Origin of the sequence: Pseudomonas sp. BN606 (assembly GCF_029873115.1) — a bacterium.
Lineage (GTDB): Bacteria > Pseudomonadota > Gammaproteobacteria > Pseudomonadales > Pseudomonadaceae > Metapseudomonas.
Genome location: NZ_SSOF01000057.1, coordinates 107,117 through 133,663, shown reverse-complemented (window position 1 = coordinate 133,663; position 26,547 = coordinate 107,117). Strand labels below are relative to the sequence as shown.

The window sequence follows — 26,547 nt, the reverse complement described above, 5'->3', positions numbered from 1 at the left end:
ATGGTTCGGGGGCAGACGATTCCAAATCCGTGGTGTGCCCGTCAAGGCAGGAAATGCTGCAGCAGGTCGTTGAGGAACAGCTGGCCTTCGCGGGTGGCAACCAGGCGTTGCGGGTCCTTCAGCAGTAGACCGCGGGCCTCTGCTTCGCTACGCGCCGCTGCCAGGCTGGCCAGCGGCATGCCGGTGCGCTGAGTGAACAACTCCGCGGGCACGCCGTCCGTGAGGCGCAGCACGTTCATGAGGAATTCGAAGGGCAGTTCGTCATGGTCGAGGTGGCGTTCGCCGGCCTGGAAGCGTTTGGAGGAATCCAGATAGTCCTTCGGCAGGCGGGTTTTCCAGCTGCGGATGATGCGGCCTTCCGGGCTGCTCATTTTGGCGTGGGCGCCGGCACCGATGCCGAGGAAGTCGCCGAAGCTCCAGTAGTTGAGGTTGTGCCGTGCGCGCTGGCCGTCACGGGCATAGGCGGACACTTCGTACTGCGCGTACCCCTCTTCGGCCAGTAGCGCCTGACCGGCCTCCTGGATGTCCCAAAGGATGTCGTCCTCGGGCAGCTCCGGCGGCTGGTTCCAGAACACCGTGTTTGGCTCCATGGTCAGCTGGTACCAGGAGAGGTGCGTCGGTCCCTGGGCGATGGCTGTGCGCAGGTCTTCCAGGGCATCTTCCTGGGACTGGTCGGGCAGGCCGTGCATCAGATCCAGGTTGAAATTATCGAAGCCGGCCTTGCGAGCCATGTCGGCAGCGCGCACGGCTTCTTCGCCGTTGTGGATGCGTCCCAGGGCCTTGAGCTTGGCTTCCTGGAAGCTCTGTACGCCGATGGAGAGACGGTTGATGCCGAGCTGCCGGTACGCGGCGAACTTGGCCTGCTCGAAGGTGCCGGGGTTGGCTTCGAGGGTGATCTCGATATCGCGGGCGAAGGGTACCCGCTGCTCCACGCCATCCAGCAACCTTCCGATGGCGTTGGCACTGAACAGGCTGGGTGTGCCGCCACCGAAGAAGATCGACGTCAGTGAGCGACCATGGACATGGCCGAGGTCCTGGTCCATGTCCGCAAGCAGGGCATCGATGTAGGCCTCTTCAGGCAGTTCGGAGCCTGCGGCATGAGAGTTGAAGTCGCAGTAGGGGCACTTGCGCACGCACCAGGGGATATGGACATAGAGCGCCAGGGGCGGGAGCTGGAAGCCGATCTCCCGGTCTCCAGCCTCCGGGTGCGAGGCCGTGCCTTTCATATACCCAGCCGCTGCTTGAGCAGGGCCATGGCACGGGCGCGGTGGCTGAGTTGGTTCTTGTCGATCGGAGACAGTTCGGCGCTGGAGCAGCCGCATTCGGGGACCCAGAACAGCGGGTCGTAGCCGAAGCCCTGCTCGCCACGGGCTTCGAACAGGATGCTGCCGCGCCAGATGCCTTCACAGAGGATCGGCAGCGGGTCATCGGCGTGGCGCATCAGCGCCAGGCTGCAGATGAACTGCGCGCCGCGCTCGGCCTCGGGGACGTCGCTCAGGGCCTCGAGCAGTTTGGCGTTGTTCGCCGCGTCGCCCTTGCCGTCGGCATAGCGTGCCGAGTAGATGCCCGGCGCACCGCCGAGGAAGTCCACCGCCAGGCCGGAGTCGTCGGCCAGCGCCGGCAAGCCGGACACCTTTGCCGCATTGCGGGCCTTGAGAATGGCGTTCTCGACGAAGGACAGGCCGGTTTCTTCCGGCTCGACGTCGCTGAACTCGGCGATGGAGCGCACTTTCACGCTGTCGCCGAGCATGGCCTGGAGTTCCTTGAGTTTGCCGGCGTTGTGGCTGGCCAGCACCAGTTCATTGAAGGGCATCATTCGTCGGGGAAGAATTCCTGGTCGAAGCTGAAGCTATGGGCGGCTTCGTCTCCGCGTTGCACATTGAGGGTGAAATTGAGCATTTCACGCTCGTTGAAGGGGAACTGCGCGAGGTAGTAAATGGCCTCGCCTTCGCTGATTTGCTTGAACTGCAGTGGCGTGACCTGGCCAAGCAGGTTCTTTACCTGGCCGCTGACCTGGGCCGTGCTGGCCTTGCCAGCCTTGAGCACAGCGACGTTGACCACGCCTTGGGTCTTGCTGCGGGTCAGGCCCACGGCGGCGGCGATGTCCGGCTGCAGGAAACTCGAGTTGAACGCGTTGTAGTGCACGTCCAGGTCGCCAAAGGTCTGTTTGCGCTCGGCGGCTGCCGGCAGCGCCAGGCAAAGGGCGAAAAGGAACAGGGCTAGACGACGCATGGTGTGCCTCCTTTGTTCAGACCGCGACGCGGTGATCCGCAAGACTCGGGCCGCTGACGCGATAGATGCCGATCTCACCCAACAGATTAGGCCAAACGCGGCTGGGCAGGTTGTGCCGGTGCTCGTTGTCCACGGCGAGTCGGTCGAGCACTTTCACCTGCATTTCGCGGCATAGCGCCTCGAAGTCCTTGAAGGTGCAGAAGTGGATGTTCGGCGTGTTGTACCAGGTGTAGGGCAGGAATTCCGATACCGGCATGCGGCCGTAGCGAGCGAGGTACCAGCGGCAGCGCCAGTGGCCGAAGTTGGGGAAGGTGATGATGCACTCACGGCCGACCCGCAGCATTTCCTGGAGGATGCGATCGGGGTAGTGCACGGCCTGCAGCGCCTGGGTCATCACCACGACGTCGAAGCTGTTGCTGGCGAAATTGCCCAGGCCCTTGTCCAGGTCCTGCTCGATCACGTTCACGCCCCGGTCAATGCAGTGAGCGATGTTTTCCGGGTCGATTTCCAGGCCATAGCCGCTGACCTGCTTGTTGTCGCGCAGCCAGGCCAGCAACTCGCCACGGCCGCAGCCAAGGTCGAGCACCCGGCTGCCGGCGGGAATCCAGTCCTGGATGATTTCTAGGTCGGCACGCATGGGTTACACCGCAATCCTTTTCATGTAGCTGCTGAAGGCCTGGAGGTAGCGCGGAATCGGCATGAGGAAGGCATCGTGGCCCTGGGGGGCGTCGATTTCCAGGTAGTTGACGTTCTTTCGCGCGGCGATGAGGGCATCGACGATTTCCCGCGAGCGGGCCGGGGAGAAGCGCCAGTCGGTGGTGAAGGACATCACGCAGAAGTCCGCCTTGGCTCCAGCCAGGGTGCGTGCCAGGTCGCCGTCATGAGGACCGGCCGGGTCGAAGTAGTCCAGCGCCTTGGTCATCAGCAGGTAGGTGTTGGCGTCGAAGCGCCCGGAGAACTCCTCGCCCTGGTAGCGCAGGTAGCTTTCCACCTGGAACTCCACGCTGTGGAAGTCGTAGTTGAGCTTCTCGCTTTTCAGGCCACGGCCGAATTTCTCACCCATGGCGTCGTCCGACAGGTAGGTGATGTGGCCGACCATGCGCGCCAACATCAGGCCGCGCTTGGGGATCACGCCCTGGTCCTGGAAGTGCCCGCCGTGGAAGTCCGGGTCGGTGAGGATGGCCTGGCGCGCCACTTCGTTGAAGGCGATGTTCTGTGCCGAGAGCTTTGGCGCGGAGGCAATGGCCAGGCAGTGGCGTACACGGTCCGGGTAGCTGATGGTCCACTGCAGGGCCTGCATGCCGCCGAGGCTGCCGCCAACCACTGCGGCCCATTGCTGGATGCCCAGGGTATCGGCGAGGCGCGCCTGGCTGTGGACCCAGTCTTCCACCGTCATCACCGGGAAGTCGGCCCCGAAGGGGGTACCGGTGGCCGGGTTGATGCTGGAGGGACCGGTAGAACCGTTGCAACCGCCGAGGTTGTTCAGGCTGACGACGAAGAACTTCAGAGTGTCGATGGGTTTGCCCGGACCGATGCAACTGTCCCACCAGCCCGGCTTGCGATCTTCCATGCTGTGGTAGCCAGCGGCGTGATGATGGCCGGAGAGCGCATGGCAGATCAGCACTGCGTTGCTGTGGTCGGCATTCAGCTCGCCGTAGGTTTCATAAACCAGTTCGTAATTGGCGAGGCTGCGGCCGCAGGCCAGTGCCAGCGGTTCGCTGAAGTGCTGTACCTGGGGGCTGACCAGGCCGACGGAATCTGCGGGAATGGCGGTGGGCATCGCGACCCTGCTCTCAATCTGGGAAGGGCGCCAGTCTAAAGAGCGCCGCCCCCTGCGGCAAGCGCAGGGGGCGGCGGCTAAAGCGTTGAATAATCAGGCGCTGCGGGCGTTCAGGCGGACTCGCCACCGTGCTGTTTGCGAGCTGCCACAGGCAGGTTGACCACCTTGCCCATCCGCTGCATCGGCGAGGGAAGGCGGAAAGTCCGGAGCATTTCGTTGGCTTCGCTGATCTGCTGCTCCAGTTCCTCGGTGTAGCGCTCCAGCTGCTGACCGCGTTGGCGGGTGAGCTGGGTTTCCTGGGCCAGGGCCTTCAGGCGCAACATGTGGGTTTCCAGAAGCTGCTTGTGCTCCAGGGTGTGCTGCATCAGCGGCATCAGCGCATCGCCAGCCCATTGTGCGACTTCCAGGCGCAGGCGCTGGTGCATGCCGATGACTTCCTGCACCAGAGTGTCGAAGAAACGTTTGCCGAGCTGGCGTTGCTCGGTCAGCAGGGTCTTGGGATGCAGGCGGAACTGGTCGGCCTTGGAGCGCAGCTGTCCAAGCTCGCGCAGGTAGCGCTGCACATTGAACTGCGGCGCATCGACCCCGTTCAGCGGGTTCTCTTCGTTGTGCCGGCGGTAGATGGCCGCAACCATCTTGTTGGCCATCTCGGCTTCGTGTTCGAGGTTGTGCAGGTCGAGCGCCACGGAACGGAAGAAGTGCAGGATGCCCTGGTTGATGCCGACGGTTGTCCAGCTGCCGGTGAGTTCGCGGCGCAGACGTGCCAGGTGTTCTTCCAGGTGCTCCGTACGGGCGGCATTGCGCAGGGCGTCGCCCTGGCGCTTGAGCAGGCGCTGGTTAGTCTTCAGGCCGAGGAGGCGGCGGTGGTGCTGAGCATGATCCTGTTTGGTGCGCGCCGTCAGCTCGAAGAGCATCTGGCCGTTGTCCTGTTGGTGGCTGTCGAGCATCGCCTGCTGCTCTCGCACTTTTTCCAGGCGCAGGTTGAGCACATGCAGGCTGTTCTGCAGCAGGGCCATCATCTGATGCGCCACGTGATCCTCGATCAGGCGCTCCTTCTGCGTGACGATCCGATCGCAGAGCAGCTCTTCCAGCGCGCCGATCTGGCTGCGCGCGAGAAGCTCCCTGTCGTTGCGCACCTTGGCCAGCAGCGCCTGCTTGGCCGACAACGGCAGCACTTCGTCGCTGCGGATGCCGAGCTGGCGGGCAGTGGTTTCCTGGATGCGGCGGATGGCGTTCTGCACAAATTTCTCGCCGGCGAGGTCGTCCCAGAGCACGTCGATCTTGTTCAGTACCGCGAACAGATGAGACTGGGTGTCTTCATCAAGCTGGCGGATGTGCTGCTGCCAGACGTCCATGTCACTGGCGGTGACGCCGGTATCGGCCGAGAGCAGGAAGACGATGGCCTGGGCGGCGGGCAACATCGACAGGGTCAGCTCCGGTTCGCTGCCGAGGGCATTCAGGCCGGGGGTGTCGAGGATGCGCAGGCCCTGGCGCAGCAGCGGATGATCGAAGTTGACCATGGCGTGGCGCCAGGCCGGCACCAGCACTTCGCCGGGGCGGCCGGTGGGGTCGAGCATGTCCGGGTGGAAACCGAGCTGGATGGCCTGCTCCACTGGCATCGGCTTGGTACGCGCAACCTGGGCGAAGGCCTGGATCATGTTGTCCGGGTCGCTTGGGTCCAGAGGGATGTTCACCCAGTGTCGGGGCGCCCGCTTGAACTGAGAGACGCTGGCTTCGGCCATGCGTGACTCGATGGGCAGCAGGCGGATGTAAGAGCGTTCGGAGCGAGGATCGTAGAACAGCTCGGTGGGGCACATGGTCGTGCGCCCAGCCTGGGATGGCAGCATGCGCTGGCCAAACTCGGAGAAGAACAGGCAGTTGATCAGCTCGGTCTTGCCGCGGGAGAACTCGCCGACGAAGGCCAGGGTGATGTGGTCGGTGCGCAGGAGGCGCTGAGCACGTTCCAGTTTGGTGGAGAGTGCGTCGGAGTTGAGCCGGTTATGTTCCAGCCAGCTTCTATAGCGGGTGATCTCCCGCAACAACTCACGTTTCCAGGCGACGTAGGCGTCGACTTGCTGACTGAGACGCTCCATGCTCATTCAGGCTCTCCTCGTGAACACGCATCCTGCGTACGGGAATGGATAAAACTCGAATCGGGTTGTCGACGACGCTGGTGGTCGCACCACGCCCGCCGGAGATCGGCTCCGGGACGAGGTAAAGGCAGAGTGCCAGCCTGTCATTGCTCGGCATTATGCGCCTTGGGGGATGGCCGTCAATCGCCGGGCAGGCGATGCCCGCCTTAAGGTCGGTCAGGGTTGCCGAGCGGTCAATCCGGGAAGGTCTGGGAGGGCTCGCGGGGACCGGATACGTACCCGCTTCTGGCGGTTCAGTTCACCGCTTTCCAGGGTCACCTGGCTCTTGGAGACACCGAAGGCCTCTGCCAGGAAGGCCATCAGGTGGGTATTGGCCTTGCCTTCCACCGGTGGTGCGGTGAGGCGGATCTTCAGGCGCTCGCCGTGCAGCCCGGCGAACTCGTCTCGGCTCGCCTTGGGCTGCAGGTGGCAGTCGAGGATCAGGTCCTCTCCTGCCCAGCGATACCAGCTCATTGGGAGATCAGAGGAATGGGCTGAGGATCTGCGGCATGCCGGTCATGGCGGCGAGGTTGCCGATGACCAGCATATCCAGCAGTTTCAGCGCAATGAAGGCGAAGATCGGCGAAATATCCAAGCCACCGAGATTCGGTAACAGCTTGCGGAACGGCATCAGCAGCGGCTCGCAGATCTGGTTCACCAGCTGCGCGCCGGGGTTGTAGCTGCCCGGCGCGACCCAGGACAGGATCACGCTGATGATCAGGGCGAAGAAGAACACCTTCAGGAACAGCGAGGTGACGCCAATGATCGACCAGATCAGCAACTGCAGCAGGTAGCCGCCGACGCCGTAGCCCATCAGGGTCAGGGTGACGACCATCAGCAGGAGCTGGACCAGGATCGCCAGCACCAGTGAGGCGAGATCGAGCCCGCCGAAGCCGGGGATGATCTTGCGCAGAGGGTTGAGCAGCGGTTTGGTGGCGCGCACCACGAACTGGCTCAGGGGGTTGTAGAAGTCGGCGCGCACCAGTTGCAGGATGAAACGCAGCAGGACGATCAGCAGGTAAAGGCTGCCGAGGGTCTGGATCACGTAGATGGCGGCGGTGTTGAGTCCGGTCATCGAAAGCTCCTTATTGGCCCAGTTGTTCGGCCAGTTCGGCAGAACGCCGGTCGGCGGCGTTCAGGGCCTGTTGCACCAGGGCTTCAAAGCCTCCGGCCTGGAAAGTCTTGATCGCCGCTTCGGTGGTGCCGTTGGGCGAGGTGACGCGCCGGCGCAGCTCGGCGGCGTCCACGTCACTGGATACCGCCATGCGCGCGGCACCCAGGGCGGTTTGCAAGGTCAACTGCTCGGCGGTGGCGCGGGGCAGGCCGAGTTTTTCGCCGGCGGCGGTCATCGCTTCCATCAGCAGGAAGAAGTAGGCCGGGCCGCTGCCGGATACAGCGGTCACGGCGTCGATCAGCTTCTCTTCGTCCAGCCATAGTGCGATGCCCACGGCAGACAGCAGCTGCTCGGCCTGTTCGCGCTGGGCGGCGCTGACCTCGGCGTTGGCGTACAGGCCGCTGACGCCCTGGCGCAGCAGCGCCGGAGTGTTGGGCATGCAGCGTACGATCGGGCGCGCGCCAAGCCAGGTGGACAGGCTGGCGCAGGTGATGCCGGCGGCAATGGAGACCACCAGTTGGCCGTCCTTGAGGCTGGGCGCAAGGGCCTGGCAAACGGTTTTCATGACTTGCGGCTTGGTTGCGAGAACCACCACGTCCGCACCTTGTACAGCGTCGGCGTTGCTTTCCACCACTTCTATGCCGTGCTCGGCGGCGACTTTCGCGCGCTGCTCTGCACCGGGGTCGCTGGCGCGGATATGGTCGGCGGCGACGCCCTGGGCGCGAAGGCCGCCGATCAGGCTGGCGGCCATGTTGCCGGCGCCGATGAATGCAATGCGGGGAGTGCTCATCAATGCTTCCTTATGAATGCGAAGGCTGGCCGTAGTCGCGGGCGCCGAATAGCGCGGTGCCGATCCGCACCCAGGTGGCGCCTTCGGCGATGGCCGCTTCAAGGTCATGGCTCATGCCCATGGACAGGGTGTCCAGGGAGGGGTTCAGTGCTGCCTGCAACTGGCGCAGGCGAGCGAAGGCGGCATGCTGCTCCGCCAGGTCATCAGTAGGTTCCGGGATAGCCATCAGGCCGCGCAGGCGCAAGTTCGGCAAGTCGCTCACAGCGGCGGCAAGGGCCGGCAGCTCCTCAGGGGTGCAGCCGGATTTGCTGGCCTCGCCACTGACGTTCACCTGTAGACAGATGTTCAGCGGCGGCATCCCGGCGGGGCGCTGGGCGGAAAGGCGCTCGGCGATCTTCAGGCGGTCTACCGAATGCACCCAGTGGAAATGTTCAGCAATGGATTTGGTCTTGTTCGACTGAATCGGGCCGATGAAATGCCAGGTCAGCGGAAGGTCGGCCAGCTCGATTTGCTTGGTCAGGGCTTCCTGCAGATAGTTTTCGCCGAAATCGACGATTCCTGAGGCGAACGCGTCGCGGATTGCGGCTGCGGGTTTGGTCTTGCTCACGGCCAGCAGGCCGATACTGGAAAATTCTCTCCCGGAGGCTTGCGCCGCCTCACGGATACGCGCGCGAACCTTTGCAATATTGTCTGCTATCGTGGACATTACCTGCGCTCTACAGCCCGGCCTGAGTGGGGTCTGCGGCATTCTAACTGCCGCTGAAAAATGTAGCGAGCGACGGCCAGGCTGGTCGGCTTCGCGAGCCGCTAGCCTGGCGCAGTGATCATTCAGCGGTCTGCAAACCGTTTGCTTCGAATTGGGGAGCCCCATGGACATTACTGAGCTGCTTGCCTTCAGCGCCAAGCAGGGCGCTTCGGACCTGCATCTCTCGGCCGGCCTGCCACCCATGATTCGCGTCGATGGCGACGTGCGCCGGATCAACCTTCCGGCGCTGGACCACAAGCAGGTCCACGCGTTGATCTACGACATCATGAACGACAAGCAGCGCAAGGATTTCGAGGAGTTCCTCGAGACAGACTTCTCCTTCGAAGTCCCGGGCGTCGCACGTTTCCGGGTCAACGCCTTCAACCAGAACCGCGGCGCCGGCGCCGTGTTCCGGACCATTCCTTCCAAGGTGCTGAGCATGGAGGACCTGGGGATGGGCGAGATCTTCAAGAAGATCTCAGACGTTCCCCGCGGCCTGGTGCTGGTCACCGGCCCCACCGGCTCGGGCAAGTCCACCACGCTGGCGGCGATGCTCGACTACCTGAACAGCACCAAGTACCACCACATCCTCACCGTGGAAGATCCGATCGAATTCGTCCACGAATCGAAGAAGTGCCTGATCAACCAGCGGGAAGTGCACCGCGATACGCTCGGCTTCAACGAAGCCCTGCGCTCGGCACTGCGTGAAGACCCGGACATCATCCTGGTGGGTGAGATGCGTGACCTGGAGACCATCCGCCTGGCGCTGACCGCCGCGGAAACCGGTCACCTGGTATTCGGCACCCTGCACACCACCTCCGCGGCCAAGACCATCGACCGCGTGGTCGACGTATTCCCCGCCGAGGAAAAGTCCATGGTCCGCTCCATGCTCTCCGAGTCCCTGCAGTCGGTGATTTCCCAGACCCTGCTGAAGAAGATCGGCGGCGGTCGGGTGGCGGCTCACGAGATCATGATCGGCACCCCGGCAATCCGTAACCTGATTCGCGAAGACAAGGTGGCGCAGATGTATTCCGCCATCCAGACCGGCGGCTCGCTCGGCATGCAGACCCTCGACATGTGCCTCAAGGGGCTTGTCGCCAAGGGACTGGTCAGTCGTGAAAGCGCGCGGGAAAAGGCCAAGAGCCCGGAAAACTTCTGATTCGCCTGAGCGGCCAGCGAGAACGTCATGGAATTCGAGAAACTGTTGCGCCTGATGGTGGAAAAAGGCGGTTCCGACCTCTTCGTCACGGCGGGCGTGCCGCCATCGATGAAGGTCAATGGCAAGATCATGCCGGTGACCAAGAACCCCATGTCGCCGGAAATGACGCGGGAAACCGTGATGGGCGTGATGAACGAACAGCAGCGGCGCGACTTCGCAGAGAACCACGAGTGCAACTTCGCCATCAGTGCGCGGGGCATTGGTCGCTTCCGGGTCAGTGCCTTCTACCAGCGCAACCTGGTAGGCATGGTGTTGCGTCGGATCGAGACCACCATCCCCACCATCGACGAGCTGAAGCTGCCGGAAATCCTCAAGCAGCTGTCGCTGACCAAACGCGGCCTGGTGCTCTTCGTCGGCGCCACCGGTACCGGTAAGTCCACCTCTCTGGCGGCGATGATCGGCCACCGCAACAAGAACAGCAGCGGTCACATCATTTCCATCGAGGACCCGATCGAGTTCATCCACCAGCATCAGAGCTGCATCGTCACCCAGCGTGAAGTGGGCATCGACACCGAATCCTTCGAGGTGGCCCTGAAGAACACCCTGCGCCAGGCGCCAGACGTGATCCTGATCGGCGAAGTGCGGACCCGCGAGACCATGGACCACGCCATCGCCTTTGCGGAAACCGGTCACCTGTGCCTGGCCACCCTGCACGCCAACAACGCCAACCAGGCGCTGGACCGTATCATCAACTTCTTCCCCGCCGATCGGCAGCAGCAGGTGTGGATGGACCTGTCGCTGAACCTCAAGGCCATCGTCGCCCAGCAACTGGTGCCGACCCCCGACGGCAAGGGGCGTCGCGCGGTGATCGAAGTACTGCTGAACACGCCGCTGGTCGCCGATCTGATCCGCAAGGGCGAGGTCCACGAGCTCAAGGGCCTGATGAAACGCTCTACCGAACACGGCATGCAGACCTTCGACCAGGCGCTCTACAACCTCTATTCCCAGGGCGAGATCACCTACGAAGATGCGCTGCTCTACGCCGACTCGGCGAACGACCTGCGCCTGATGATCAAGCTCGGTTCGGAAACCGATGGTGAGCACCTGCAGCACATGAGCGATGGTCTGTCGCTGCAGGTGAGCGAAGAAGATCCGGGGCGCCGCTTCCGTTAAGCTCGCGCTCCAGGGAAAAGCCCGCTTCGGCGGGCTTCTTCTTGCCCGATTCGACTACACACTGCAGGAGGCAGCATGAACACCCGTCAGGACACCCACAGCAAGGCCATCGGCTACCTGCTCTGGATCTTCGGATTCCTGGGTTCCCATCGTTTCTACTATGGCAAGCCAGTGACCGGGACCATCTGGTTCTTCACCCTTGGCCTGTTCTTCATCGGCTGGATCATCGACCTGTTCCTGATTCCCGCCATGGACCGTGAAGCGGCCCTGCGCTTCAACGCCGGCCAGTACGACTACAACGTCGCCTGGATCCTGCTGACCTTCCTCGGCATCTTCGGCGTGCACCGCATGTATCAGGGCAAGTGGATCAGCGGCATCCTCTACCTGCTAACCGGCGGCTTCTTCCTGATCGGCGTGCTCTACGACTTCTGGACCCTGAACACCCAGGTTTCGGTGCTCAACGCTCGCTGAACTGCGCTTTTCCTTGTGGGGGCCTCGGCCCTTGATGCGCCGCCCCCTTCGTCGGAACCCATGGCGACACCTCACCTTGCGGCCTATGTTCCAGCGTGGGGCGCCCGCTTCGCCCCCCTGCCTGGTTGCGCAAGGAGGTGACGCCATGAACAGTGTCAAAGATGTTCGTCCCGCAGTTCTCGACCTGATCGGCAACACCCCGCTGGTGCGGGTCACCCGCTTCGATACCGGCCCCTGCACCCTGTTCCTCAAGCTCGAATCCCAGAACCCCGGCGGCTCCATCAAGGACCGCATCGGCATTGCCATGATCAGCAGCGCTGAGCGTGATGGCCGGTTGAAGCCCGGCGGCACCATAGTCGAGGCGACGGCCGGCAACACTGGCCTGGGCTTGGCGTTGGTGGGCCGGGCCAAGGGCTACCGCGTGGTACTGGTGGTGCCGGACAAGATGTCCACCGAGAAAGTGCTGCACCTGAAGGCCATGGGCGCCGAGGTGCACATTACCCGCTCGGATGTCGGCAAGGGCCATCCGGAGTACTACCAGGACCTGGCTGGCCGTCTCGCCGGGCAGATTCCCGGCGCCTTCTTCGCCGATCAGTTCAATAACCCGGCCAATCCGCTGGCCCACGAATGCACCACAGGCCCGGAAATCTGGCAGCAAACCGGACAGGACGTGGACGCCATAGTGGTTGGTGTCGGATCGGCGGGCACCCTTACCGGCCTGACCCGCTATTTCCGCCGAGTGCAGCCCGACCTGGAAATGGTCCTGGCCGATCCGGTGGGCTCCATCGTTGCCGAATACACCCGCAGTGGCACCCTCGGTACCCCTGGCTCCTGGGCGGTGGAGGGCATTGGCGAGGACTTCATCCCCGGGATCGCCGACCTCTCCAGCGTGGGACGTGCCTACTCCATCAGCGACGAGGAAAGCTTCGGCCATGCCCGCGAGTTGCTGCGTAACGAGGGGATACTCGGCGGTTCATCCACCGGCACGCTGCTGGCCGCGGCGCTTCGCTATTGCCGCGAGCAGAAGACGCCCAAGCGGGTGGTCAGCTTCGTCTGCGACACCGGCACCCGCTACCTCTCTAAGATCTACAACGACCAGTGGATGACCGACCAGGGCCTGCTGGCGCGCAAGCGCTATGGCGACCTGCGCGACATCATCGCGCGGCGTTACGAGGACGGCCGGGTGATCAGTGTGGGGCCGGACGACACCCTGCTCACCGCCTTCCAGCGCATGCGCCTGGCGGATGTCTCGCAGCTCCCGGTGCTCCGGGACGGGCACCTGGCTGGGGTGGTGGATGAGTCCGATATCCTGCTTGGCGTGCACACCGACGCCACGCACTTCCGCCAACCGGTGGCGAGCGTCATGACCGCCCGCCTGGAGACCCTGGCGCCGAATGCCAGCCTGGCCGAACTGCAGGCGGAGCTCGACCGTGGGCTGGTCGCCATCATTGCCGACGCGTCTGGCTTCCACGGCCTGATCACCCGTTCCGACCTGCTTAACCACCTGCGGAGGACCCTTGCATGAGTCAGCAGGACGACACCTTCCCGCGCGCCTTCGCCACCCGCGTGATCCATGCTGGCCAGGCGCCCGACCCGTCGACCGGCGCCATCATGCCGCCGATCTACGCCAACTCCACCTATGCGCAGGAAAGCCCCGGCGTGCACAAGGGGCTGGACTACGGGCGCTCCCACAACCCCACGCGCTGGGCCCTGGAACGCTGCGTCGCGGACCTTGAAGGCGGCGCCCAGGCCTTCGCCTTCGCCTCAGGGTTGGCGGCAATCTCCACGGTGCTGGAGCTGCTCGACAGCGGTTCACACATCGTCGCCAGCAACGATCTCTACGGTGGCACCTTCCGCCTGTTCGAGCGGGTGCGCAGGGTCAGCGCCGGGCACCGCTTCAGCTTCGTCGACTTCAGCGACATCGGTGCGATCGGTGCGGCGCTCACCGACGACACCCGCATGCTCTGGGTGGAAACGCCGAGCAACCCGCTGCTGCGCCTGGCCGACCTCAGCGCCATCGTGGCGCTTTGCCGAGGGCGCGGCATCATCCTCGCGGCCGACAACACCTTCGCCAGCCCATGGGTGCAGCGGCCGCTGGACCTGGGCTTCGATCTGGTGGTGCACTCCACCACCAAATACCTCAATGGCCACTCGGATGTGATCGGTGGCATCGCCATCGTCTCCGGCGACAGCCGCTGCGAGCCGCTGCGCGAGCGCCTGGGTTTCCTGCAGAACGCCGTGGGTGCAATCGCCGGGCCCTTCGACGCCTTCCTCACCCTGCGCGGGGTGAAGACCCTGGCGCTACGCATGGAGCGCCACTGCAGCAATGCCCTGGAACTGGCTCGCTGGCTGGAGTGCCAGCCTCAGGTGGCGCGGGTCTACTACCCTGGCCTGGAGTCGCATCCGCAACATGTGCTGGCGCAGCGGCAGATGCACGGTTTCGGCGGGATGATCTCCCTGGACCTGGCCAGCGACCTGGCGGGAACCCGGCGCTTCCTCGAAACGGTGCGAATCTTCACCCTGGCCGAGAGCCTGGGCGGCGTGGAGAGTCTGATCGAGCACCCGGCGATCATGACCCATGCCAGCATCCCGGCGGAGATTCGCGCGGAGCTGGGCATTGGCGATTCGCTGGTGCGGCTATCGGTGGGTGTGGAAGACCTGGAGGACCTGCGCGCAGACCTGGCGCAGGCGTTGGGGAGGGTTTGAGGACGTCAACGCTACTTCGTGAGGTGGGGCTCTTCCCCCTCTCCCCAGCCCTCTCCCTCAGGGAGAGGGGGCATTCTGTGCCAGGAGGTCAGGCCCTGAGTCGCCCCTCTCCCGCTTGCGGGAGAGGGGCGGGTGGAGGGAGTCAGTTCCCAGGCACCAACTTCAACGTCTCGCGGCTATTGGCTTTCACCTCATCCTCGGCGAAGTGCATCGGCACGTACTCGCCACGGATGTAAGCCTCGGCCTGGTCCTTGTAGTGACGGTCGAAAGGAACGCCGCTCTGGCCCACCGGGTTGATGCCCAGGGCATGTTCGGCGTCCGCCAGGTCGATCAGGCGGCGCGTTGAGGGGCCATAGAACACTTCCCAGGGTGCCGGGCCGACGCGCTGGGACAGGTTGTTGGGCACTTCGTGGCCGCCAGGTGCGGCGAAGGGACCGACGTTGAACAGCAGGTTCAGCGGTTTCTGCTGCCCCAGCGGATGGCTGTGGGTCAGGGTATGGCCGTTGCCCCACTGCCATTTCGAGCTGTCTTCGCCGAGGGTCTTCTTCAGGTGCGCCAGGCTGGCCTGCCAGGCAGCCTTGACCACATCCGCGCGGGTTTCCTTCTGCGGTGTATCGCGTTTGTCCCACCAGGGCGAGGCCGGCTCATTGGTCAGGCGCGGCAGGGCAGAGTCCAGGATGCGCGTCTGCAGCAGGCTGTCGAAGAAGGCATCACCCAGCTCGTCGCGCATCAGTGCATTGGACAGCTCGTAGGTGAGCTGGTTGAACAGGGTGGCGGCAGTGGAATCCAGCGGGTGGTCGCCTTGCCAGTTGGCGAGCTGCTCCACCAGGCCGCGCTCGGCGTCGTCGGTTGCGGCAGCACGCAGGTCGCCGAGGATCGGCGCGAGCAGGCGCGGGCCATAGCCGGTGGTGGTGTCCAGTTGCAGCGCCTGGCTGTTCTGCACGTCCCACTTCACGCCGGACTCGGCCAGACGCTGGTTCAGGCGTACGCCGCGATCCGGCAAGTTGTAGTAGCCCGGAATGGCGACGCCGGTCGGCGACAGCGGTTGATAGTTGGCCGAGACGATAAAGCCGCGCTGCGGATTTTCCTCGTGGGGGTTGGCGCTGAAGGGCAGATAGCCAGGCTTGTCGGCTTCGCCGGTACTGCCGTTGAGGATGAAGTAGGGATTCACGCCGTCCGGGCGTTGCGGCAGCTTCGCTGCAGCCCACCAGCCGATGTCACCGCTGGCGTTGGCCCAGATGATGTTGAGGCCGGGTGAATGGATTTTCTCGGAGGCGGCACGGGCCTTGTCCAGGCTGTCCGCGCGGTTGAGCTGGTAGAAGGCATCGAGGATCGGGTTCTCGGTCTCCAGGAAGGCCCACCACATGGCGATCGGCGTCTTGCCGGCGGCCGCGCCCAGGGCGTCATTGATGATCGGGCCGTGGGGCGAGCGGCGCAGGGTCAGCTTCACCGGTTCGCCATCCTTGACCTGGATGGTTTCCTCGCGGCTTTCCAGGTTGACCCACTGCCCCTGGTACCAGACCTGGTCGGGATTGTCCGGATTGCTCTTTTCGGCGATCAGGTCGAGGTCATCGTTCTGGAACATGGTCAGGCTCCAGGCGAACTGCCGGTTGTGCCCCAGGGACGCAACCGGGTTCAGGGCCTGGTGGTGGCCATAGAGCTCGAAGCCCGGATAGCTCAATTGCGCCTCGTACCACACCGCCGGAACGGCGAAACGGATATGCGGGTCGCCGGCGAGCAGCGGTTTGCCGCTGGCGGTGTGGCTGCCGGAAACCGCCCAGGCATTGCTGCCCTCGAACTGTGGCAGGCCGGCTTCGACCAGCGCTTGCTGGCTGAGCTGGGCGAGGCGGTTGAGGTCTTGCCAGTCGCCCTGGGCGAGAGGTTGGCCGATCACGCCTTCGGGGTGCCAGTCGAGATCGAAGGCCTTCAGGTAGTCGGCGCCCAGTTCATCACGCACGTAGGTGATCGCCGGCTCGGTACGGAAGGCGGCGGCGAAGCTGTAGGCCATGTAGCCGGCCACGGAGAGGGTGTCGGCGATGGTAAAGGGGCGCTTCTCGATACCCAGCAGGTCGAACTCCACCGGTGCCGGGCGGCTGTCCTGATACTGGTTGATGCCGTCGAGATAGGCCTGCAGGGCCTTTGTGGCCGGGCTGTCCTTGTCCATCTTGCTGGCGTAAGCGTCGGCGTGGGCGCGGATTCCCAGGGTGCGGAACAGGCGGTCGGTGTCCACCAGGCGGGCGCCGAGGATTTCGGCAAGCTCACCGCGCGACAGGCGGCGCAGCATTTCCATCTGGAACAGGCGGTCCTGGGCATGGACGAAGCCCAGGGCACGGTACATGTCGGCTTCGTTGGCGGCCTGGATATGGGGTACGCCACGCTCGTCGTAGCGCACTGTCACCGGGGCCTGGAGGTTGGCCATGGCAAGCTCGCCGTCGCGCACGGGCTTCTTGCTCTCGCTGTACCAGGTGGCGCCGCCGGCAGCCGCTGCGATCAGGACGGCCAGGACGGTCAGGGTGCGTTTCATGCACGAAATTCCTTGTTGTTATGGTCGCGGCATTCTCCCCAAGGCCGGGCTGGCAGGCATTGACCAAACACGCGCTAGGTGAAAGTCTTCGGTCAATGCACGAGGAATCGCCATGTCCGCCACCGAGCCAGACGCCGCCAGCTTCGTCCCGCTGACCCACTCCGCTACCTTGCGCCGCCTGCTCTACGAAGCGCTGACGGAGCTCGGCCTGGATCCTGGCCGGGTTTATCTTGGCGTCAACCAGCACCGCCGACTGGGACCACCGCCGGTGGACGGCCGCCTACGCCACGACGATGCGCCGCAATTCTGGCTGGCCGCCGACGCACTGATCGGCGACCCCGACATCGGCCTGCATCTGGGCGAGGTCATGAAGCCGCGCCTGCTCGATGTGGTGGGCTATCTGCTACTGGCCAGCCGTGACCTGGGCGAGGCTTTGGCGAGCTTCCTGCGTTTCCAGCACATCCTTTCCGGCGGCTTCGTCGCCCAGTTGCATGTGGAAGGTGCGGTGGCGCGCCTGGTGATCGACCTCAACTACCTGGGCTTCTCGTCGCTGCGCCAGCAGATGGAATGCCTGGCGCTGCTCTTCACCAAGCTGCTGGGCTTCATTACCGATGGTGAGTTCCGTCTGGACGGCGTGCAGTTCCGCCATGCCCGACCGGCGCGGGTGAGCGAACACCAGCGCTTGTTCGGTCTGTTGCCGGTATTCGGCCGCGAGCATGATGCCCTGCTGTTCCCGACGGCCCTGCTGAAGCGCCCGTCGCGCACCGCCAATCCAGAGTTGCACCAACTGCTCTGGAAGCACGCCGAGGCGCAGATGGAGGCGCTGGTGGGAAACGACCTGCTCAATCGCCTGCGTTACCTGCTGGGTGTTCGCCTGGGCAAGGCGGATTGCTCGCTGGAAGCCTGCGCGGCGGAGCTGGGTTTCAGCGCCGGCGGCTTGCAGCGGGCGCTGGCCGGACAGGGCAGCAGCCTGCGGGGGGTACGCGAGTCGGTGCAGCAGTTGCGCGCGGTGGAGCTGTTGCAAGAGGGCCGGGCCATGCGCGAGGTGGCCCGGGAGTGCGGCTTCTCCGAGCAGTCGCCCTTCTACCGGGCCTTTCGTCGTTGGTACGGGATGCCGCCGGAAGCCTGGCGCGCGCGTCTCGGCGCTGGCTAGCTCGGCTTTCGCCAGGCGCAGAAGCAACCCGCCGCCAGGGTGCTGCTGGCGCTTACCGGGCGGTTGTCGATCAAGGCTTCGAGAATGGGCTCGATGAAGCTGTTGGCCGAGTTGCAGACCGCGCCTTCGCTGTAGGGGCCGAAGTAGGCGAGGCGGCCGTCACGGTCCCAGATGCCCACAGCGGGCACCGCCGGCAGTTGCTCGGAACCGGGCATCATAGCCAGCGGCTGCAGAGCTTCCAGGCCAGGGGGCAAATGGCCTTTGCTGCCGGGTTTCTGCACCGCATGGAAGGTCACGCCCTGGGGCGCGAAGCGCTGAATCAGTTCGGCGAGATGCTGTTGGTTGCCGGCGTTGCAGGGGCAGGCCGGGTCCCAGAAGTGCACCAGGCGGATCGGGCCCGGGCCAGCGAGCTCGGCCGGTAGACGCAGCTGCTCGCCGGAGAACACCGTGGCCTGTGTATTGAAAGGGCGCACATAGCGCGACTCGTACCAGCGCAGGGCCAACAGGATGGCGCCGACGCAGGCGAGGAGGGCGAGGCTGGTGATCAGGGTTCTGGGATTGAGTGCACGCATTGTGACGGGCCTGTGCGGGGGCGCGTAGCTTGCCACGTTGCGTCGGGCAGCAGAATATCGGCAGCCGGCCAGGACCCCATGCGGTCCTGTGGACAGAATTGCCTCATCCAGGGAAAGCCCGATGCCAGACCCGTTCCAGCCCGATCTCCTGCGCCCGTTGTTGCGACCCTTGGCCGCAGGCGGCGCTGACCTGCGCCAGGCACAGACCTACCGCACCTTTTACCGGCTGGACTTTGCTACGCGCCATCCGGGGGTGCAGGCACGCCTGGGTTGCGTCGAGGCAGCCGGATACTCGCTGGTGACCCAGCTCTGGTTGCCGCCCGAGCCGCGCGCCAGCCTGGTGATGCTGCACGGTTACTACGACCACATGGGACTCTATGGCCATCTGGTCGACTGGGCGCTTGCCATGGGCTTCGCGGTGATCGCCTGCGACCTGCCCGGCCACGGGCTGTCCAGCGGGACGCGGGCCAGCATCGGCGATTTCGCCGAGTATCAGGCCGCTCTCCAGGCCCTGCTGGGCGAGGCTGACGCGTTGGGCCTGCCACAGCCCTGGCACCTGGCCGGGCAGAGCACCGGCGGTGCAATCCTGCTGGATTACCTGCTAACAGGTACGCCACGCCCGGAGCTGGGCGAGACCCTGCTGTTCGCCCCGTTGGTGCGGCCGCGTGCCTGGGCCTGGTCGAAGTTCAGCTATCAGTTGATGCGGCATTTCGTCGAAGGCATTCCCCGTCGATTCAGCGTCAACTCCAGCGATGCCGAGTTCATCGAATTCGTCCACCACAAGGACCCGCTGCAGCCACAAACCCTGCCCACTGCCTGGGTCGGTGCCCTGGCACGCTGGGTGCCCCGTATCGAGAAGGCGCAACGCAGCCGGCGCCGGCCGTTGGTGATCCAGGGGGACGGTGACATGACGGTGGACTGGCGTCACAACCTGGCGGTGCTGGCTGAAAAGTTCGACCAGCCCGAAGTGCTAATGCTGGAGGGGGCCGGCCATCACCTGGTGAATGAATCGCCGGCTTATCGGGAGCGGTACTTCAGTTTCTTGCGAGAAAGGCTGGGGTAGTTTTCGTAGGTCGGGGGCGGAGCTGCTTGAAGGCCCCTTTGTCGGGCTTCACTGCGCTCAGCGCCAACCTGCGAGAAACGTTCAGAGCCCCTGCTTGGCGGAGGCGTCCTGGCCCACGGCAAGGCCGGCCCGCACGGCGGCCAGCGCGGCCTGGTAGTAGGCCTTGCCGTCGGTTGATTCGGCAAAGGTGACGAACTCTTCCAGTTCCGGGTCGGAAAGGTCGCGATAGACGTAGAGCAGGGTGTTATCCAGATCGTTGCCGATCTGCTCCATCAGGCGCTGGCGCTGGCCATCGATCATGCCCTGGGCCTGGCCGCCACCGAGCAGGCCGGGAAGCATCTGACTCAGGCTGTCGGCAGCGACGCCGGCCAGCGCCAGGCTGACCTCCGCACCGGCTTCACGGGCCGGCAAGGCCTGGGCCAGGTGGCCAATGAGCAGACGGCGGGTGGCTTCGGCCTCGATGCGCGGCAGGCCATTGGCGTGCATCGCCAACTGGTCGCGGCGGGTGGCCAGGGTTTCTGCAGCAATGATCTTGCGGCCCAGTGGCGACTGGAAGAAGGTCAGTGCCGGACGCGGGTCCTGTAATTGGCTACGCAGCGCAACCTGGGCGCGCTGGTCGATGGACTGGGGCTGGAAGCGACGGTTGCTGTTGTCCACCAGTGCCTGGTAGACCGCCGGCGGCAAGGTCTTCTGGTAACGCTGCTGGGCCGCCGTCAGGGCGTCGTTGAAGTGCGCGCGCTGCTCCGGCCAGCCGGCCGCCTGGTAAAGGCTGGCGTGGTCGTCGGCCAGGGCAGGCAAACCGAAGAGGAGGAGGGTGACGGCGAAGAGCAGGCGCATGGGGTCTCCTTGATGACGCAGTCCGCTGTTCGTATCGGACCCACGCGTACGGCATCGGTTCGGCGGGCAGGGCGGTGGCGGCGGGTGGGCGTTGCGGGGTTGAGCGTGCGGCTATTCTCAGCGGACTCGGGCTTTATTGTCGAGGTGTCGGAATCTTCATCGGTGTATGTAGGTAATTTCCTGCTCGCTGGTAGAATTCCGGAATCATGCCGCTACCCGCAGATCACCCCGTGCTCACCCCGATCGCTGATGACCTGGCCAGCCAGGGATGGTCCCACCAGTGCCTGATGCTGCCCGTCGACCTCACCAATGCCCTCGCGGATGAGTGCCGTGCTCGCGGGGCTGCCGGAACACTCGCGCCCGCTTCCGTCGGGCGTGGCGAAGGGCAGCAGATTCGTGAAGGGGTGCGCGGTGATCGTATCCAGTGGCTGGAGCCCGGCCAGTCGGCCGCCAGTGATGCCTATCTTGCGTTGATGGACGAGTTGCGCCAGCTCCTCAACCGTGAGCTTTACCTGGGCCTGGAAGATTTCGAATGCCACTTCGCCTGCTATCCGCCCGGGGCCTTCTACCAGAAGCACCTGGACCGTTTTCGCGACGATGACCGCAGGGCCGTGTCGGTGGTGGCCTACCTGAATGCCGACTGGCAGCCGGAGCAGGGCGGTGCCTTGCGCCTGTACCTGGCGCAAGGTGAACGGGATGTGCTGCCCGAGGGCGGCAGCCTGGTGGTGTTCCTGTCCGCGGAACTGCCCCATGAGGTCCTGCCGGCGAACCGCGAGCGCCTGTCCCTCGCCGGATGGTTCCGTCGCCGCGGCGGGCCGCTCTGAAGCTCGTGCCTGTCAGTGGCCCCAGACCCTGAAGTTGCCGCGCAGGTCGGTGATATCGCGAATTTCCAGGCTACCGATCCGGCTCTCGCCAATGTGCATGTCGGCGGCGACCCGCACGCGGATGCGCTGGGCCGGAATGCCACTGCCCTGGAGTTGTTCGTTGATGGTGGTGAGATCGGGCAGTTCCAGGCGGACTTGCTGGGTACCGGCTGAGTTCTTCACCACGTCGACCTTCAGGGTCGGCTGATCGACGCCGAAGATGGGGAGCGTGAGGCCGAGTTGCGCAGCGCCCAGGGGAAAGCTGCCGCCCGCACCATTGGGGCAGTCGCCAGGCTTGAGGCAGCCGTTGTCGATGCGCACATTACGCAATGACAGGCTGCCGCCATCGTCGTTCCAGCTGATGCTGTCGATGCGCGCCATGACATCCAGGCGCAGGTTGATTCCGGCCTGGCCGCTGATTTCGCTGAGAGCCTGGTTATCCAGGGATTCAAGGGCTGCCTGGCCGGTGCCGCTGAGCAGGGCGGTGCCGCAAGCCAGTGCGAGTCGCAGGTAGTTCGTTGTTCTGGGCATGGCACGCTCCTGTGCAGGTTGCGCGCAGTCTGGAGGGCCGCGGGAGCCACAGCCAGTGGCGAAGAGTGCTTCCCGCCGAAGGATGGGGAATCCTGTCGCCTGCCTTTGAGAACGGCTTGGCAGTTAACGGGCCCAGGCCCTACCTTCGATCAGGCGCCACTTCGCGCAGGTGGCGCAGTTGTTACCCGGGGTGACCTCGAAGGCGCCCCTCTGGAGATGAATATGCAGAAGATCCTGGTCAGTCGTTGCCTGCTTGGGCAGAAAGTACGCTATGACGGTGGCGCCCACGGCCCGTTCGACCTGTTGGAGCGCTGGCAGGCGGAGGGGCGCATCGTGCCGCTTTGCCCGGAAGTGGCCGGTGGCTTGCCGACGCCGCGGGCAGCGGCCGAGATCGCCGGCGGTCGCGGCGCCGCTGTGCTGGACGGCGAGCTGCCGGTGCTCACCGACGACGGCCAGGATGTGACCGACGCGTTCGTCACCGGTGCGCGCATCGCTCTGGATCTGGTGGCGCGTAACCGCATCCGTATCGCGTTGCTCAAGGCCCGCAGCCCATCCTGCGGCAATCGGGAAAACTATGACGGTAGTTTCAGCGGCGTTCGAGTCGCCGGTGAAGGCGTTACCGCCGCAGCCCTGCGCCGCGCGGGTGTCGAAGTCTTCAGCGAAGAGGAACTGGCCCAGGCGGCTGCACGCCTGGCCGAACTGGACGAAGACTGAGGTTCAACGCTTGGCGGCAGCCGGGGGCTGGCTGAGATCCTTGCCCAGCCATTGCGCAGACAACGCACCGAGCTTGCCCTCGCTGCGCAGCTTGGTCAGGGCGCGGTTGAGGGTGTCGCGGAAGGCGGGATTGCCCTTCTGGAAGGGAATCGTCATAGGCTGCGCCAGGTTGCCCTCACTCTCGCTTACCGGGAAGACGTAGGGTTCGCTGAACTCCAGGGTCTGCTCGCCCTCAGCTGGTGCCGCGACGCGGTCCAGGGCAATGTCGTAGCGACCGCTCTGCAAGCCTTCGAGCATCTTGCCGTCGTCGTCCACGACGAACTCCGCATCCACATTCATCTCCGCAGCCAGGGCGCGCCCCAGCGCCACGTCGAAGCCGGTCAGTTTGTCGTTTTCCCGGTAGCTGTAGGGTGGATTGTTCTCCTCCAGGGCAATGCGCAGGCTGCCGCGTTCCCATACATCGTCAAGCAGTTCGGCCTGGGCCAGGGGGCTCAATAGGGCGAATAGAGTGGGCAGGCAGTAAAGCAGGCGCATGGGGAACTTCCTCGTCTCGTTATGTTTTTCGCTGGCGCGGGTGCAGCGCCTTGCTCGGACAGCGAGTGAACCTAACTGGTTGCATCGGGTCTGGTGTCTGGCTCACAAAAACATGGAGATGTGTAATGAGGACTTTGTCTTTCCTGAGCCTTGGCGCCCTGCTGCTTGGCGCCGCCACCGCCACCCACGCGGCTGTTCCGCGCACCCCGGCGCCGGATGGCGCAAAGGTGTACTTCATCGAACCGGCTGATGGCGCCACCGTTGGCCAGACCTTCACGGTGAAATTCGGCCTCCAGGGCATGGGCGTCGCGCCGGCTGGCGTCGATGCGCCCGCCACTGGCCATCACCACCTGCTGATTGACCTGGACCAGGCGCCAGCGATGGATATGCCCCTGCCCATGACCGATAACGTCCGCCACTTCGGCAAGGGCCAGACCGAAACCCAGGTCACCCTTCCGCCCGGCAAACACAGCCTGCAACTGCTGGTGGGGGACAAGAACCATGTGCCACTGGACCCGCCGGTGATAGCGGAAAAGATCACTGTGATCGTCAAGTAAAGACGCCGGAAAAGAAAAAGGGAGGCCGAGGCCTCCCTTTTTCATGTCCGGCGAATGATCGCCGACTCGCAGCTGCCCCGATTCAGAAGAGGACTCGGCTGCGGATGGTGCCATTCACGTGCTGCAGCTTCTCGAGGGCGAGGTCCGAGTAGTCGGCATCGACATCGATCACCACGTAGCCGACTTTCTCGTCGGTCTGCAGGTACTGGCCGGAGATGTTGATGCCGTTGTCGGCGAACACCTTGTTGATCTCGCTCATCACGCCCGGCACGTTCTCGTGAATGTGCAGCAGGCGGTGCTTGCCCGGGTGGGACGGCAGGGCCACTTCCGGGAAGTTCACGGAGGACACCGAGGTGCCGTTGTCGCTGTACTTCACCAGCTTCTCGGCCACTTCCAGGCCGATGTTGGCCTGGGCTTCGGCAGTGGAGCCGCCGATGTGCGGGGTCAGGATCACGCGGTCCAGGCCACGCAGCGGGCTCTCGAACTCCTCGTCGTTGGACTTGGGTTCGACCGGGAACACGTCGATGGCGGCGCCGATCAGGTGCTCGTCCTTGATGGCTTCGGCCAGGGCGTCCAGCTTCACGACGGTGCCGCGGGCGGCGTTGATCAGGATGCCGCCCGGCTTGATGGCGCGGATTTCCTTCTCGCCGATCATCCACTGGGTGGACGGCAGCTCGGGCACGTGCAGGGAGACGATGTCGGACATGCCCAGCAGTTCGTGCAGGTTGCCCACCTGGGTAGCGTTGCCCAGCGGCAGCTTGGTCACGGTGTCATAGAAGAACACCTGCATGCCAAGCGCTTCGGCCAGCACGGAGAGCTGGGTGCCAATGGAGCCGTAGCCGACGATACCCAGCTTCTTGCCGCGGATTTCGAAGGAGTTGGCTGCGGACTTGATCCAGCCGCCGCGGTGGCAGGAGGCGTTCTTCTCCGGAATACCGCGCAGCAGCAGGATGGCCTCGGCCAGCACCAGTTCGGCTACCGAACGGGTATTGGAGTATGGGGCGTTGAATACGGCGATGCCACGCTCGCGGGCGGCATTGAGGTTGACCTGGTTGGTGCCAATGCAGAAGCAGCCGACGGCGATGAGCTTCTTGGCGCAGTCGAACACCTCGTCGGTGAGCTGGGTGCGCGAGCGGATGCCGATGAAATGCACGTCGGCGATCTTTTCCTTCAGTTCGTCACCCGAGAGTGCGCCCTTGAGGTACTCGATGTTGGTGTAGCCGGCGGCCTTCAGGGTGTCCACGGCGTTCTGGTGGACGCCTTCGAGGAGAAGGAACTTGATCTTGCTCTTTTCGAGAGAGGTCTTGCTCATCTGCGTACCTATGTATCCCGGTAAAAATGTCAGAAGCGGGCCGTGGGGGAGCGCGGGCTGCTACCCGGAAAATCGGCTGGAGCGCACGATTCGCGGGGTGCGTATGCTAGCATGATCTCCTTTTTCCTTGCTCGGTTGCGACCTGAAACGTTCTCAGGGCGACCATGAATGATTTGAGAGTTTCGCTGATGACCAACGCTGCCCTGATCGAAGAGCTGAAGACCCTGGTTGACCCCGGCAAGGTGCTGACCGACGCCGCTTCCCTGGACGCCTATGGCAAGGACTGGACCAAGCATTTCGCCCCCGCGCCCAGCGCCATCGTGTTTCCCAAGAGCATCGAGCAGGTCCAGGCCATCGTTCGCTGGGCCAACCAGCACAAGGTGGCGCTGGTGCCGTCCGGCGGTCGTACCGGCCTGTCCGCTGCAGCCGTGGCGGCCAACGGCGAAGTGGTCGTCGCCTTCGACTATATGAACCAGATCCTCGAATTCAACGAGTTCGACCGCACCGTGGTCTGCCAGCCAGGCGTGATCACCGAGCAGCTGCAGAACTTCGCCGAGGAAAAGGGCTTGTACTACCCGGTGGACTTCGCTTCCGCCGGTTCCAGCCAGCTTGGCGGCAACATCGGCACCAATGCTGGCGGAATCAAGGTGATTCGCTACGGTATGACCCGCAACTGGGTCGCCGGCCTGAAAGTGGTCACTGGCGCCGGTGACCTGCTGGAGCTGAACAAGGACCTGATCAAGAACGCCACCGGCTACGACATGCGCCAGCTGTTCATCGGCGCTGAAGGCACCCTGGGCTTCGTGGTCGAAGCCACCATGCGCCTGGATCGCGCGCCGAAGAACCTCACTGCCATGGTGCTGGGCTCGCCGGACCTGGATTCCATCATGCCGGTGCTCCACGCCTTCCAGAGCAAGCTGGACCTCACCGCATTCGAGTTCTTCTCCGACAAGGCCATGGCCAAGGTCCTGGCTCGCGGCGACGTGCCGGCGCCCTTCGAGACCGATTGCCCGTTCTACGCGCTGCTGGAATTCGAAGCCGCCAGTGAAGAAATCGCCAACGATGCCCTGGCCACCTTCGAGCACTGCGTCGAGCAGGGGTGGGTGCTGGACGGCGTCATGAGCCAGAGCGAGCAACAGCTGCAGAACCTTTGGAAACTGCGCGAGTACATCTCCGAGACCATCTCCCACTGGACGCCATACAAGAACGACATTTCGGTCACCGTTTCCAAAGTGCCGGCCTTCCTGCACGACATCGATGCGATCGTCGAAGCCAATTACCCGGACTTCGAAGTGGTCTGGTTCGGCCACATCGGTGACGGCAACCTGCACCTGAACATTCTCAAGCCGGATAACCTGTCCAAGGACGAGTTCTTCGCCAAGTGCGCCACCGTGAACAAGTGGGTGTTCGAGACCGTGCAGAAGTACAACGGCTCCATCTCTGCCGAGCACGGCGTGGGGATGACCAAGCGCGATTACCTCGGCTATAGCCGCTCGGAGCCTGAGATTGCCGTGATGAAGGCGATCAAGGCAGTGTTCGATCCCAACGGGATCATGAACCCCGGAAAAATCTTTAGTTGAGCAGA

The 26,547-nt window shown here is 64.2% G+C and carries 27 protein-coding genes; 11 read left to right on the top strand and 16 right to left on the bottom strand.

Annotation, left to right across the window (positions count from 1 at the left end; translation table 11 throughout):
• Positions 1-41 precede the first annotated feature (41 nt).
• The 10 genes from hemW to E8E75_RS09935 form a co-directional block, all read right to left on the bottom strand.
• Complete coding sequence (gene hemW, locus E8E75_RS09980) at positions 42-1,226, bottom strand: radical SAM family heme chaperone HemW (protein ID WP_120653595.1); 1,185 nt, start codon at positions 1,224-1,226, stop codon at positions 42-44.
• Positions 1,223-1,816 carry an RdgB/HAM1 family non-canonical purine NTP pyrophosphatase gene (gene rdgB / locus E8E75_RS09975; RefSeq protein WP_120653594.1) on the bottom strand — a complete coding sequence of 198 codons (594 nt, stop codon included), beginning with the start codon at positions 1,814-1,816 and terminating at the stop codon, positions 1,223-1,225. The genes hemW and rdgB overlap by 4 nt, the downstream gene beginning before the upstream one ends.
• On the bottom strand, positions 1,813-2,232 hold the full coding sequence (locus tag E8E75_RS09970; protein WP_077524144.1) for a DUF4426 domain-containing protein: 420 nt from the start codon (positions 2,230-2,232) through the stop codon (positions 1,813-1,815). The genes rdgB and E8E75_RS09970 overlap by 4 nt, the downstream gene beginning before the upstream one ends.
• A 16-nt stretch (positions 2,233-2,248) precedes the next feature.
• Positions 2,249-2,869, bottom strand: coding sequence for a methionine biosynthesis protein MetW (gene metW / locus E8E75_RS09965; protein WP_120653593.1), 621 nt, complete (start codon positions 2,867-2,869; stop codon positions 2,249-2,251).
• Between the two features lie 3 nt (positions 2,870-2,872).
• The gene (locus E8E75_RS09960; protein ID WP_120653592.1) at positions 2,873-4,012 is read right to left on the bottom strand and encodes a homoserine O-acetyltransferase; all 1,140 of its coding nucleotides are present in this window, start codon (positions 4,010-4,012) and stop codon (positions 2,873-2,875) included.
• Between the two features lie 110 nt (positions 4,013-4,122).
• Complete coding sequence (locus tag E8E75_RS09955; RefSeq protein ID WP_120653591.1) at positions 4,123-6,111, bottom strand: dynamin-like GTPase family protein; 1,989 nt, start codon at positions 6,109-6,111, stop codon at positions 4,123-4,125.
• 210 nt (positions 6,112-6,321) lie between these two features.
• Positions 6,322-6,618, bottom strand: coding sequence for a DUF167 domain-containing protein (locus E8E75_RS09950; protein ID WP_120653590.1), 297 nt, complete (start codon positions 6,616-6,618; stop codon positions 6,322-6,324).
• A 7-nt stretch (positions 6,619-6,625) separates the two neighbouring features.
• Positions 6,626-7,219, bottom strand: coding sequence for a YggT family protein (locus E8E75_RS09945; RefSeq protein WP_120653589.1), 594 nt, complete (start codon positions 7,217-7,219; stop codon positions 6,626-6,628).
• Between the two features lie 10 nt (positions 7,220-7,229).
• A complete protein-coding gene (gene proC, locus E8E75_RS09940) occupies positions 7,230-8,048 on the bottom strand; it encodes a pyrroline-5-carboxylate reductase (RefSeq protein ID WP_120653588.1) in 819 nt (272 codons plus the stop codon).
• 10 nt (positions 8,049-8,058) lie between these two features.
• Complete coding sequence (locus E8E75_RS09935) at positions 8,059-8,754, bottom strand: YggS family pyridoxal phosphate-dependent enzyme (RefSeq protein ID WP_153918718.1); 696 nt, start codon at positions 8,752-8,754, stop codon at positions 8,059-8,061.
• A gap of 163 nt (positions 8,755-8,917) precedes the next feature.
• Between E8E75_RS09935 and pilT the strand changes: the two genes are divergently transcribed.
• From pilT to E8E75_RS09910, 5 genes are all read left to right on the top strand, one after another.
• Positions 8,918-9,952 (top strand): type IV pilus twitching motility protein PilT, encoded by a 1,035-nt coding sequence (gene pilT / locus E8E75_RS09930; RefSeq protein WP_028629028.1) that lies wholly within the window; start codon positions 8,918-8,920, stop codon positions 9,950-9,952.
• Positions 9,953-9,979: 27 nt separating this feature from the next.
• Entirely contained in the window at positions 9,980-11,125 is a 1,146-nt protein-coding gene (locus tag E8E75_RS09925; protein ID WP_120653586.1) for a PilT/PilU family type 4a pilus ATPase, read from the top strand.
• 75 nt (positions 11,126-11,200) lie between these two features.
• On the top strand, positions 11,201-11,596 hold the full coding sequence (locus E8E75_RS09920) for a TM2 domain-containing protein (protein ID WP_120653585.1): 396 nt from the start codon (positions 11,201-11,203) through the stop codon (positions 11,594-11,596).
• Between the two features lie 145 nt (positions 11,597-11,741).
• A complete protein-coding gene (locus E8E75_RS09915; RefSeq protein WP_120653584.1) occupies positions 11,742-13,121 on the top strand; it encodes a pyridoxal-phosphate dependent enzyme in 1,380 nt (459 codons plus the stop codon).
• Positions 13,118-14,302, top strand: a complete 1,185-nt coding sequence (locus tag E8E75_RS09910) for a PLP-dependent aspartate aminotransferase family protein (RefSeq protein ID WP_120653583.1) — start codon at positions 13,118-13,120, stop codon at positions 14,300-14,302. Before E8E75_RS09915 ends, E8E75_RS09910 begins: the two co-directional genes overlap by 4 nt.
• Positions 14,303-14,444: 142 nt before the next feature.
• Here E8E75_RS09910 and E8E75_RS09905 read toward each other — a convergent pair whose 3' ends face one another.
• A complete protein-coding gene (locus tag E8E75_RS09905) occupies positions 14,445-16,826 on the bottom strand; it encodes a penicillin acylase family protein (RefSeq protein ID WP_153918720.1) in 2,382 nt (793 codons plus the stop codon).
• A gap of 112 nt (positions 16,827-16,938) precedes the next feature.
• Between E8E75_RS09905 and E8E75_RS09900 the strand changes: the two genes are divergently transcribed.
• Entirely contained in the window at positions 16,939-17,979 is a 1,041-nt protein-coding gene (locus E8E75_RS09900; RefSeq protein ID WP_153918722.1) for an AraC family transcriptional regulator, read from the top strand.
• Here E8E75_RS09900 and E8E75_RS09895 read toward each other — a convergent pair.
• Positions 17,976-18,551 (bottom strand): DUF6436 domain-containing protein, encoded by a 576-nt coding sequence (locus tag E8E75_RS09895; protein WP_120653580.1) that lies wholly within the window; start codon positions 18,549-18,551, stop codon positions 17,976-17,978. The two genes, E8E75_RS09900 and E8E75_RS09895, sit on opposite strands and share 4 nt — an antisense overlap.
• Positions 18,552-18,672: 121 nt before the next feature.
• Between E8E75_RS09895 and E8E75_RS09890 the strand changes: the two genes are divergently transcribed.
• A complete protein-coding gene (locus tag E8E75_RS09890; protein ID WP_120653579.1) occupies positions 18,673-19,614 on the top strand; it encodes an alpha/beta hydrolase in 942 nt (313 codons plus the stop codon).
• Between the two features lie 81 nt (positions 19,615-19,695).
• Here E8E75_RS09890 and E8E75_RS09885 read toward each other — a convergent pair whose 3' ends face one another.
• Positions 19,696-20,451 carry a DUF2059 domain-containing protein gene (locus E8E75_RS09885; RefSeq protein ID WP_153918724.1) on the bottom strand — a complete coding sequence of 252 codons (756 nt, stop codon included), beginning with the start codon at positions 20,449-20,451 and terminating at the stop codon, positions 19,696-19,698.
• A 206-nt stretch (positions 20,452-20,657) separates the two neighbouring features.
• Here E8E75_RS09885 and E8E75_RS09880 point away from each other — a divergent pair, with 206 nt between their 5' ends.
• A complete protein-coding gene (locus E8E75_RS09880; protein ID WP_120653577.1) occupies positions 20,658-21,275 on the top strand; it encodes a 2OG-Fe(II) oxygenase in 618 nt (205 codons plus the stop codon).
• Between the two features lie 12 nt (positions 21,276-21,287).
• Here E8E75_RS09880 and E8E75_RS09875 read toward each other — a convergent pair whose 3' ends face one another.
• Positions 21,288-21,845: a DUF6160 family protein gene (locus E8E75_RS09875; RefSeq protein WP_120653576.1), complete on the bottom strand. Its 558-nt coding sequence runs from the start codon at positions 21,843-21,845 to the stop codon at positions 21,288-21,290.
• Positions 21,846-22,067: 222 nt separating this feature from the next.
• Here E8E75_RS09875 and E8E75_RS09870 point away from each other — a divergent pair, with 222 nt between their 5' ends.
• A complete protein-coding gene (locus E8E75_RS09870; RefSeq protein WP_153918726.1) occupies positions 22,068-22,559 on the top strand; it encodes a DUF523 domain-containing protein in 492 nt (163 codons plus the stop codon).
• A 3-nt stretch (positions 22,560-22,562) separates the two neighbouring features.
• Here the strand turns inward: E8E75_RS09870 and E8E75_RS09865 are convergent, their stop codons facing one another.
• Entirely contained in the window at positions 22,563-23,093 is a 531-nt protein-coding gene (locus E8E75_RS09865; RefSeq protein WP_120653574.1) for a transporter substrate-binding domain-containing protein, read from the bottom strand.
• A 125-nt stretch (positions 23,094-23,218) separates the two neighbouring features.
• On the opposite strand from E8E75_RS09865, the gene E8E75_RS09860 reads away from it, so the two are divergent.
• Positions 23,219-23,650 (top strand): DUF4399 domain-containing protein, encoded by a 432-nt coding sequence (locus E8E75_RS09860; RefSeq protein ID WP_280358634.1) that lies wholly within the window; start codon positions 23,219-23,221, stop codon positions 23,648-23,650.
• Positions 23,651-23,732: 82 nt separating this feature from the next.
• Here E8E75_RS09860 and serA read toward each other — a convergent pair whose 3' ends face one another.
• Entirely contained in the window at positions 23,733-24,962 is a 1,230-nt protein-coding gene (serA, locus tag E8E75_RS09855; RefSeq protein WP_120653572.1) for a phosphoglycerate dehydrogenase, read from the bottom strand.
• A gap of 188 nt (positions 24,963-25,150) precedes the next feature.
• Here serA and E8E75_RS09850 point away from each other — a divergent pair, with 188 nt between their 5' ends.
• Positions 25,151-26,542: an FAD-binding oxidoreductase gene (locus tag E8E75_RS09850; protein ID WP_153918729.1), complete on the top strand. Its 1,392-nt coding sequence runs from the start codon at positions 25,151-25,153 to the stop codon at positions 26,540-26,542.
• Positions 26,543-26,547 lie beyond the last annotated feature (5 nt).

What these genes read in the sequence shown, in the direction of transcription:
- hemW (WP_120653595.1), bottom strand. Translation starts at nt 1,226, where the DNA reads ATGAAAGGCACGGCCTCGCACCCGGAGGCTGGAGACCGGGAGATCGGC.
- rdgB (WP_120653594.1), bottom strand. Translation starts at nt 1,816, where the DNA reads ATGATGCCCTTCAATGAACTGGTGCTGGCCAGCCACAACGCCGGCAAA.
- E8E75_RS09970 (WP_077524144.1), bottom strand. Translation starts at nt 2,232, where the DNA reads ATGCGTCGTCTAGCCCTGTTCCTTTTCGCCCTTTGCCTGGCGCTGCCG.
- metW (WP_120653593.1), bottom strand. Translation starts at nt 2,869, where the DNA reads ATGCGTGCCGACCTAGAAATCATCCAGGACTGGATTCCCGCCGGCAGC.
- E8E75_RS09960 (WP_120653592.1), bottom strand. Translation starts at nt 4,012, where the DNA reads ATGCCCACCGCCATTCCCGCAGATTCCGTCGGCCTGGTCAGCCCCCAG.
- E8E75_RS09955 (WP_120653591.1), bottom strand. Translation starts at nt 6,111, where the DNA reads ATGAGCATGGAGCGTCTCAGTCAGCAAGTCGACGCCTACGTCGCCTGG.
- E8E75_RS09950 (WP_120653590.1), bottom strand. Translation starts at nt 6,618, where the DNA reads ATGAGCTGGTATCGCTGGGCAGGAGAGGACCTGATCCTCGACTGCCAC.
- E8E75_RS09945 (WP_120653589.1), bottom strand. Translation starts at nt 7,219, where the DNA reads ATGACCGGACTCAACACCGCCGCCATCTACGTGATCCAGACCCTCGGC.
- proC (WP_120653588.1), bottom strand. Translation starts at nt 8,048, where the DNA reads ATGAGCACTCCCCGCATTGCATTCATCGGCGCCGGCAACATGGCCGCC.
- E8E75_RS09935 (WP_153918718.1), bottom strand. Translation starts at nt 8,754, where the DNA reads ATGTCCACGATAGCAGACAATATTGCAAAGGTTCGCGCGCGTATCCGT.
- pilT (WP_028629028.1), top strand. Translation starts at nt 8,918, where the DNA reads ATGGACATTACTGAGCTGCTTGCCTTCAGCGCCAAGCAGGGCGCTTCG.
- E8E75_RS09925 (WP_120653586.1), top strand. Translation starts at nt 9,980, where the DNA reads ATGGAATTCGAGAAACTGTTGCGCCTGATGGTGGAAAAAGGCGGTTCC.
- E8E75_RS09920 (WP_120653585.1), top strand. Translation starts at nt 11,201, where the DNA reads ATGAACACCCGTCAGGACACCCACAGCAAGGCCATCGGCTACCTGCTC.
- E8E75_RS09915 (WP_120653584.1), top strand. Translation starts at nt 11,742, where the DNA reads ATGAACAGTGTCAAAGATGTTCGTCCCGCAGTTCTCGACCTGATCGGC.
- E8E75_RS09910 (WP_120653583.1), top strand. Translation starts at nt 13,118, where the DNA reads ATGAGTCAGCAGGACGACACCTTCCCGCGCGCCTTCGCCACCCGCGTG.
- E8E75_RS09905 (WP_153918720.1), bottom strand. Translation starts at nt 16,826, where the DNA reads ATGAAACGCACCCTGACCGTCCTGGCCGTCCTGATCGCAGCGGCTGCC.
- E8E75_RS09900 (WP_153918722.1), top strand. Translation starts at nt 16,939, where the DNA reads ATGTCCGCCACCGAGCCAGACGCCGCCAGCTTCGTCCCGCTGACCCAC.
- E8E75_RS09895 (WP_120653580.1), bottom strand. Translation starts at nt 18,551, where the DNA reads ATGCGTGCACTCAATCCCAGAACCCTGATCACCAGCCTCGCCCTCCTC.
- E8E75_RS09890 (WP_120653579.1), top strand. Translation starts at nt 18,673, where the DNA reads ATGCCAGACCCGTTCCAGCCCGATCTCCTGCGCCCGTTGTTGCGACCC.
- E8E75_RS09885 (WP_153918724.1), bottom strand. Translation starts at nt 20,451, where the DNA reads ATGCGCCTGCTCTTCGCCGTCACCCTCCTCCTCTTCGGTTTGCCTGCC.
- E8E75_RS09880 (WP_120653577.1), top strand. Translation starts at nt 20,658, where the DNA reads ATGCCGCTACCCGCAGATCACCCCGTGCTCACCCCGATCGCTGATGAC.
- E8E75_RS09875 (WP_120653576.1), bottom strand. Translation starts at nt 21,845, where the DNA reads ATGCCCAGAACAACGAACTACCTGCGACTCGCACTGGCTTGCGGCACC.
- E8E75_RS09870 (WP_153918726.1), top strand. Translation starts at nt 22,068, where the DNA reads ATGCAGAAGATCCTGGTCAGTCGTTGCCTGCTTGGGCAGAAAGTACGC.
- E8E75_RS09865 (WP_120653574.1), bottom strand. Translation starts at nt 23,093, where the DNA reads ATGCGCCTGCTTTACTGCCTGCCCACTCTATTCGCCCTATTGAGCCCC.
- E8E75_RS09860 (WP_280358634.1), top strand. Translation starts at nt 23,219, where the DNA reads ATGAGGACTTTGTCTTTCCTGAGCCTTGGCGCCCTGCTGCTTGGCGCC.
- serA (WP_120653572.1), bottom strand. Translation starts at nt 24,962, where the DNA reads ATGAGCAAGACCTCTCTCGAAAAGAGCAAGATCAAGTTCCTTCTCCTC.
- E8E75_RS09850 (WP_153918729.1), top strand. Translation starts at nt 25,151, where the DNA reads ATGACCAACGCTGCCCTGATCGAAGAGCTGAAGACCCTGGTTGACCCC.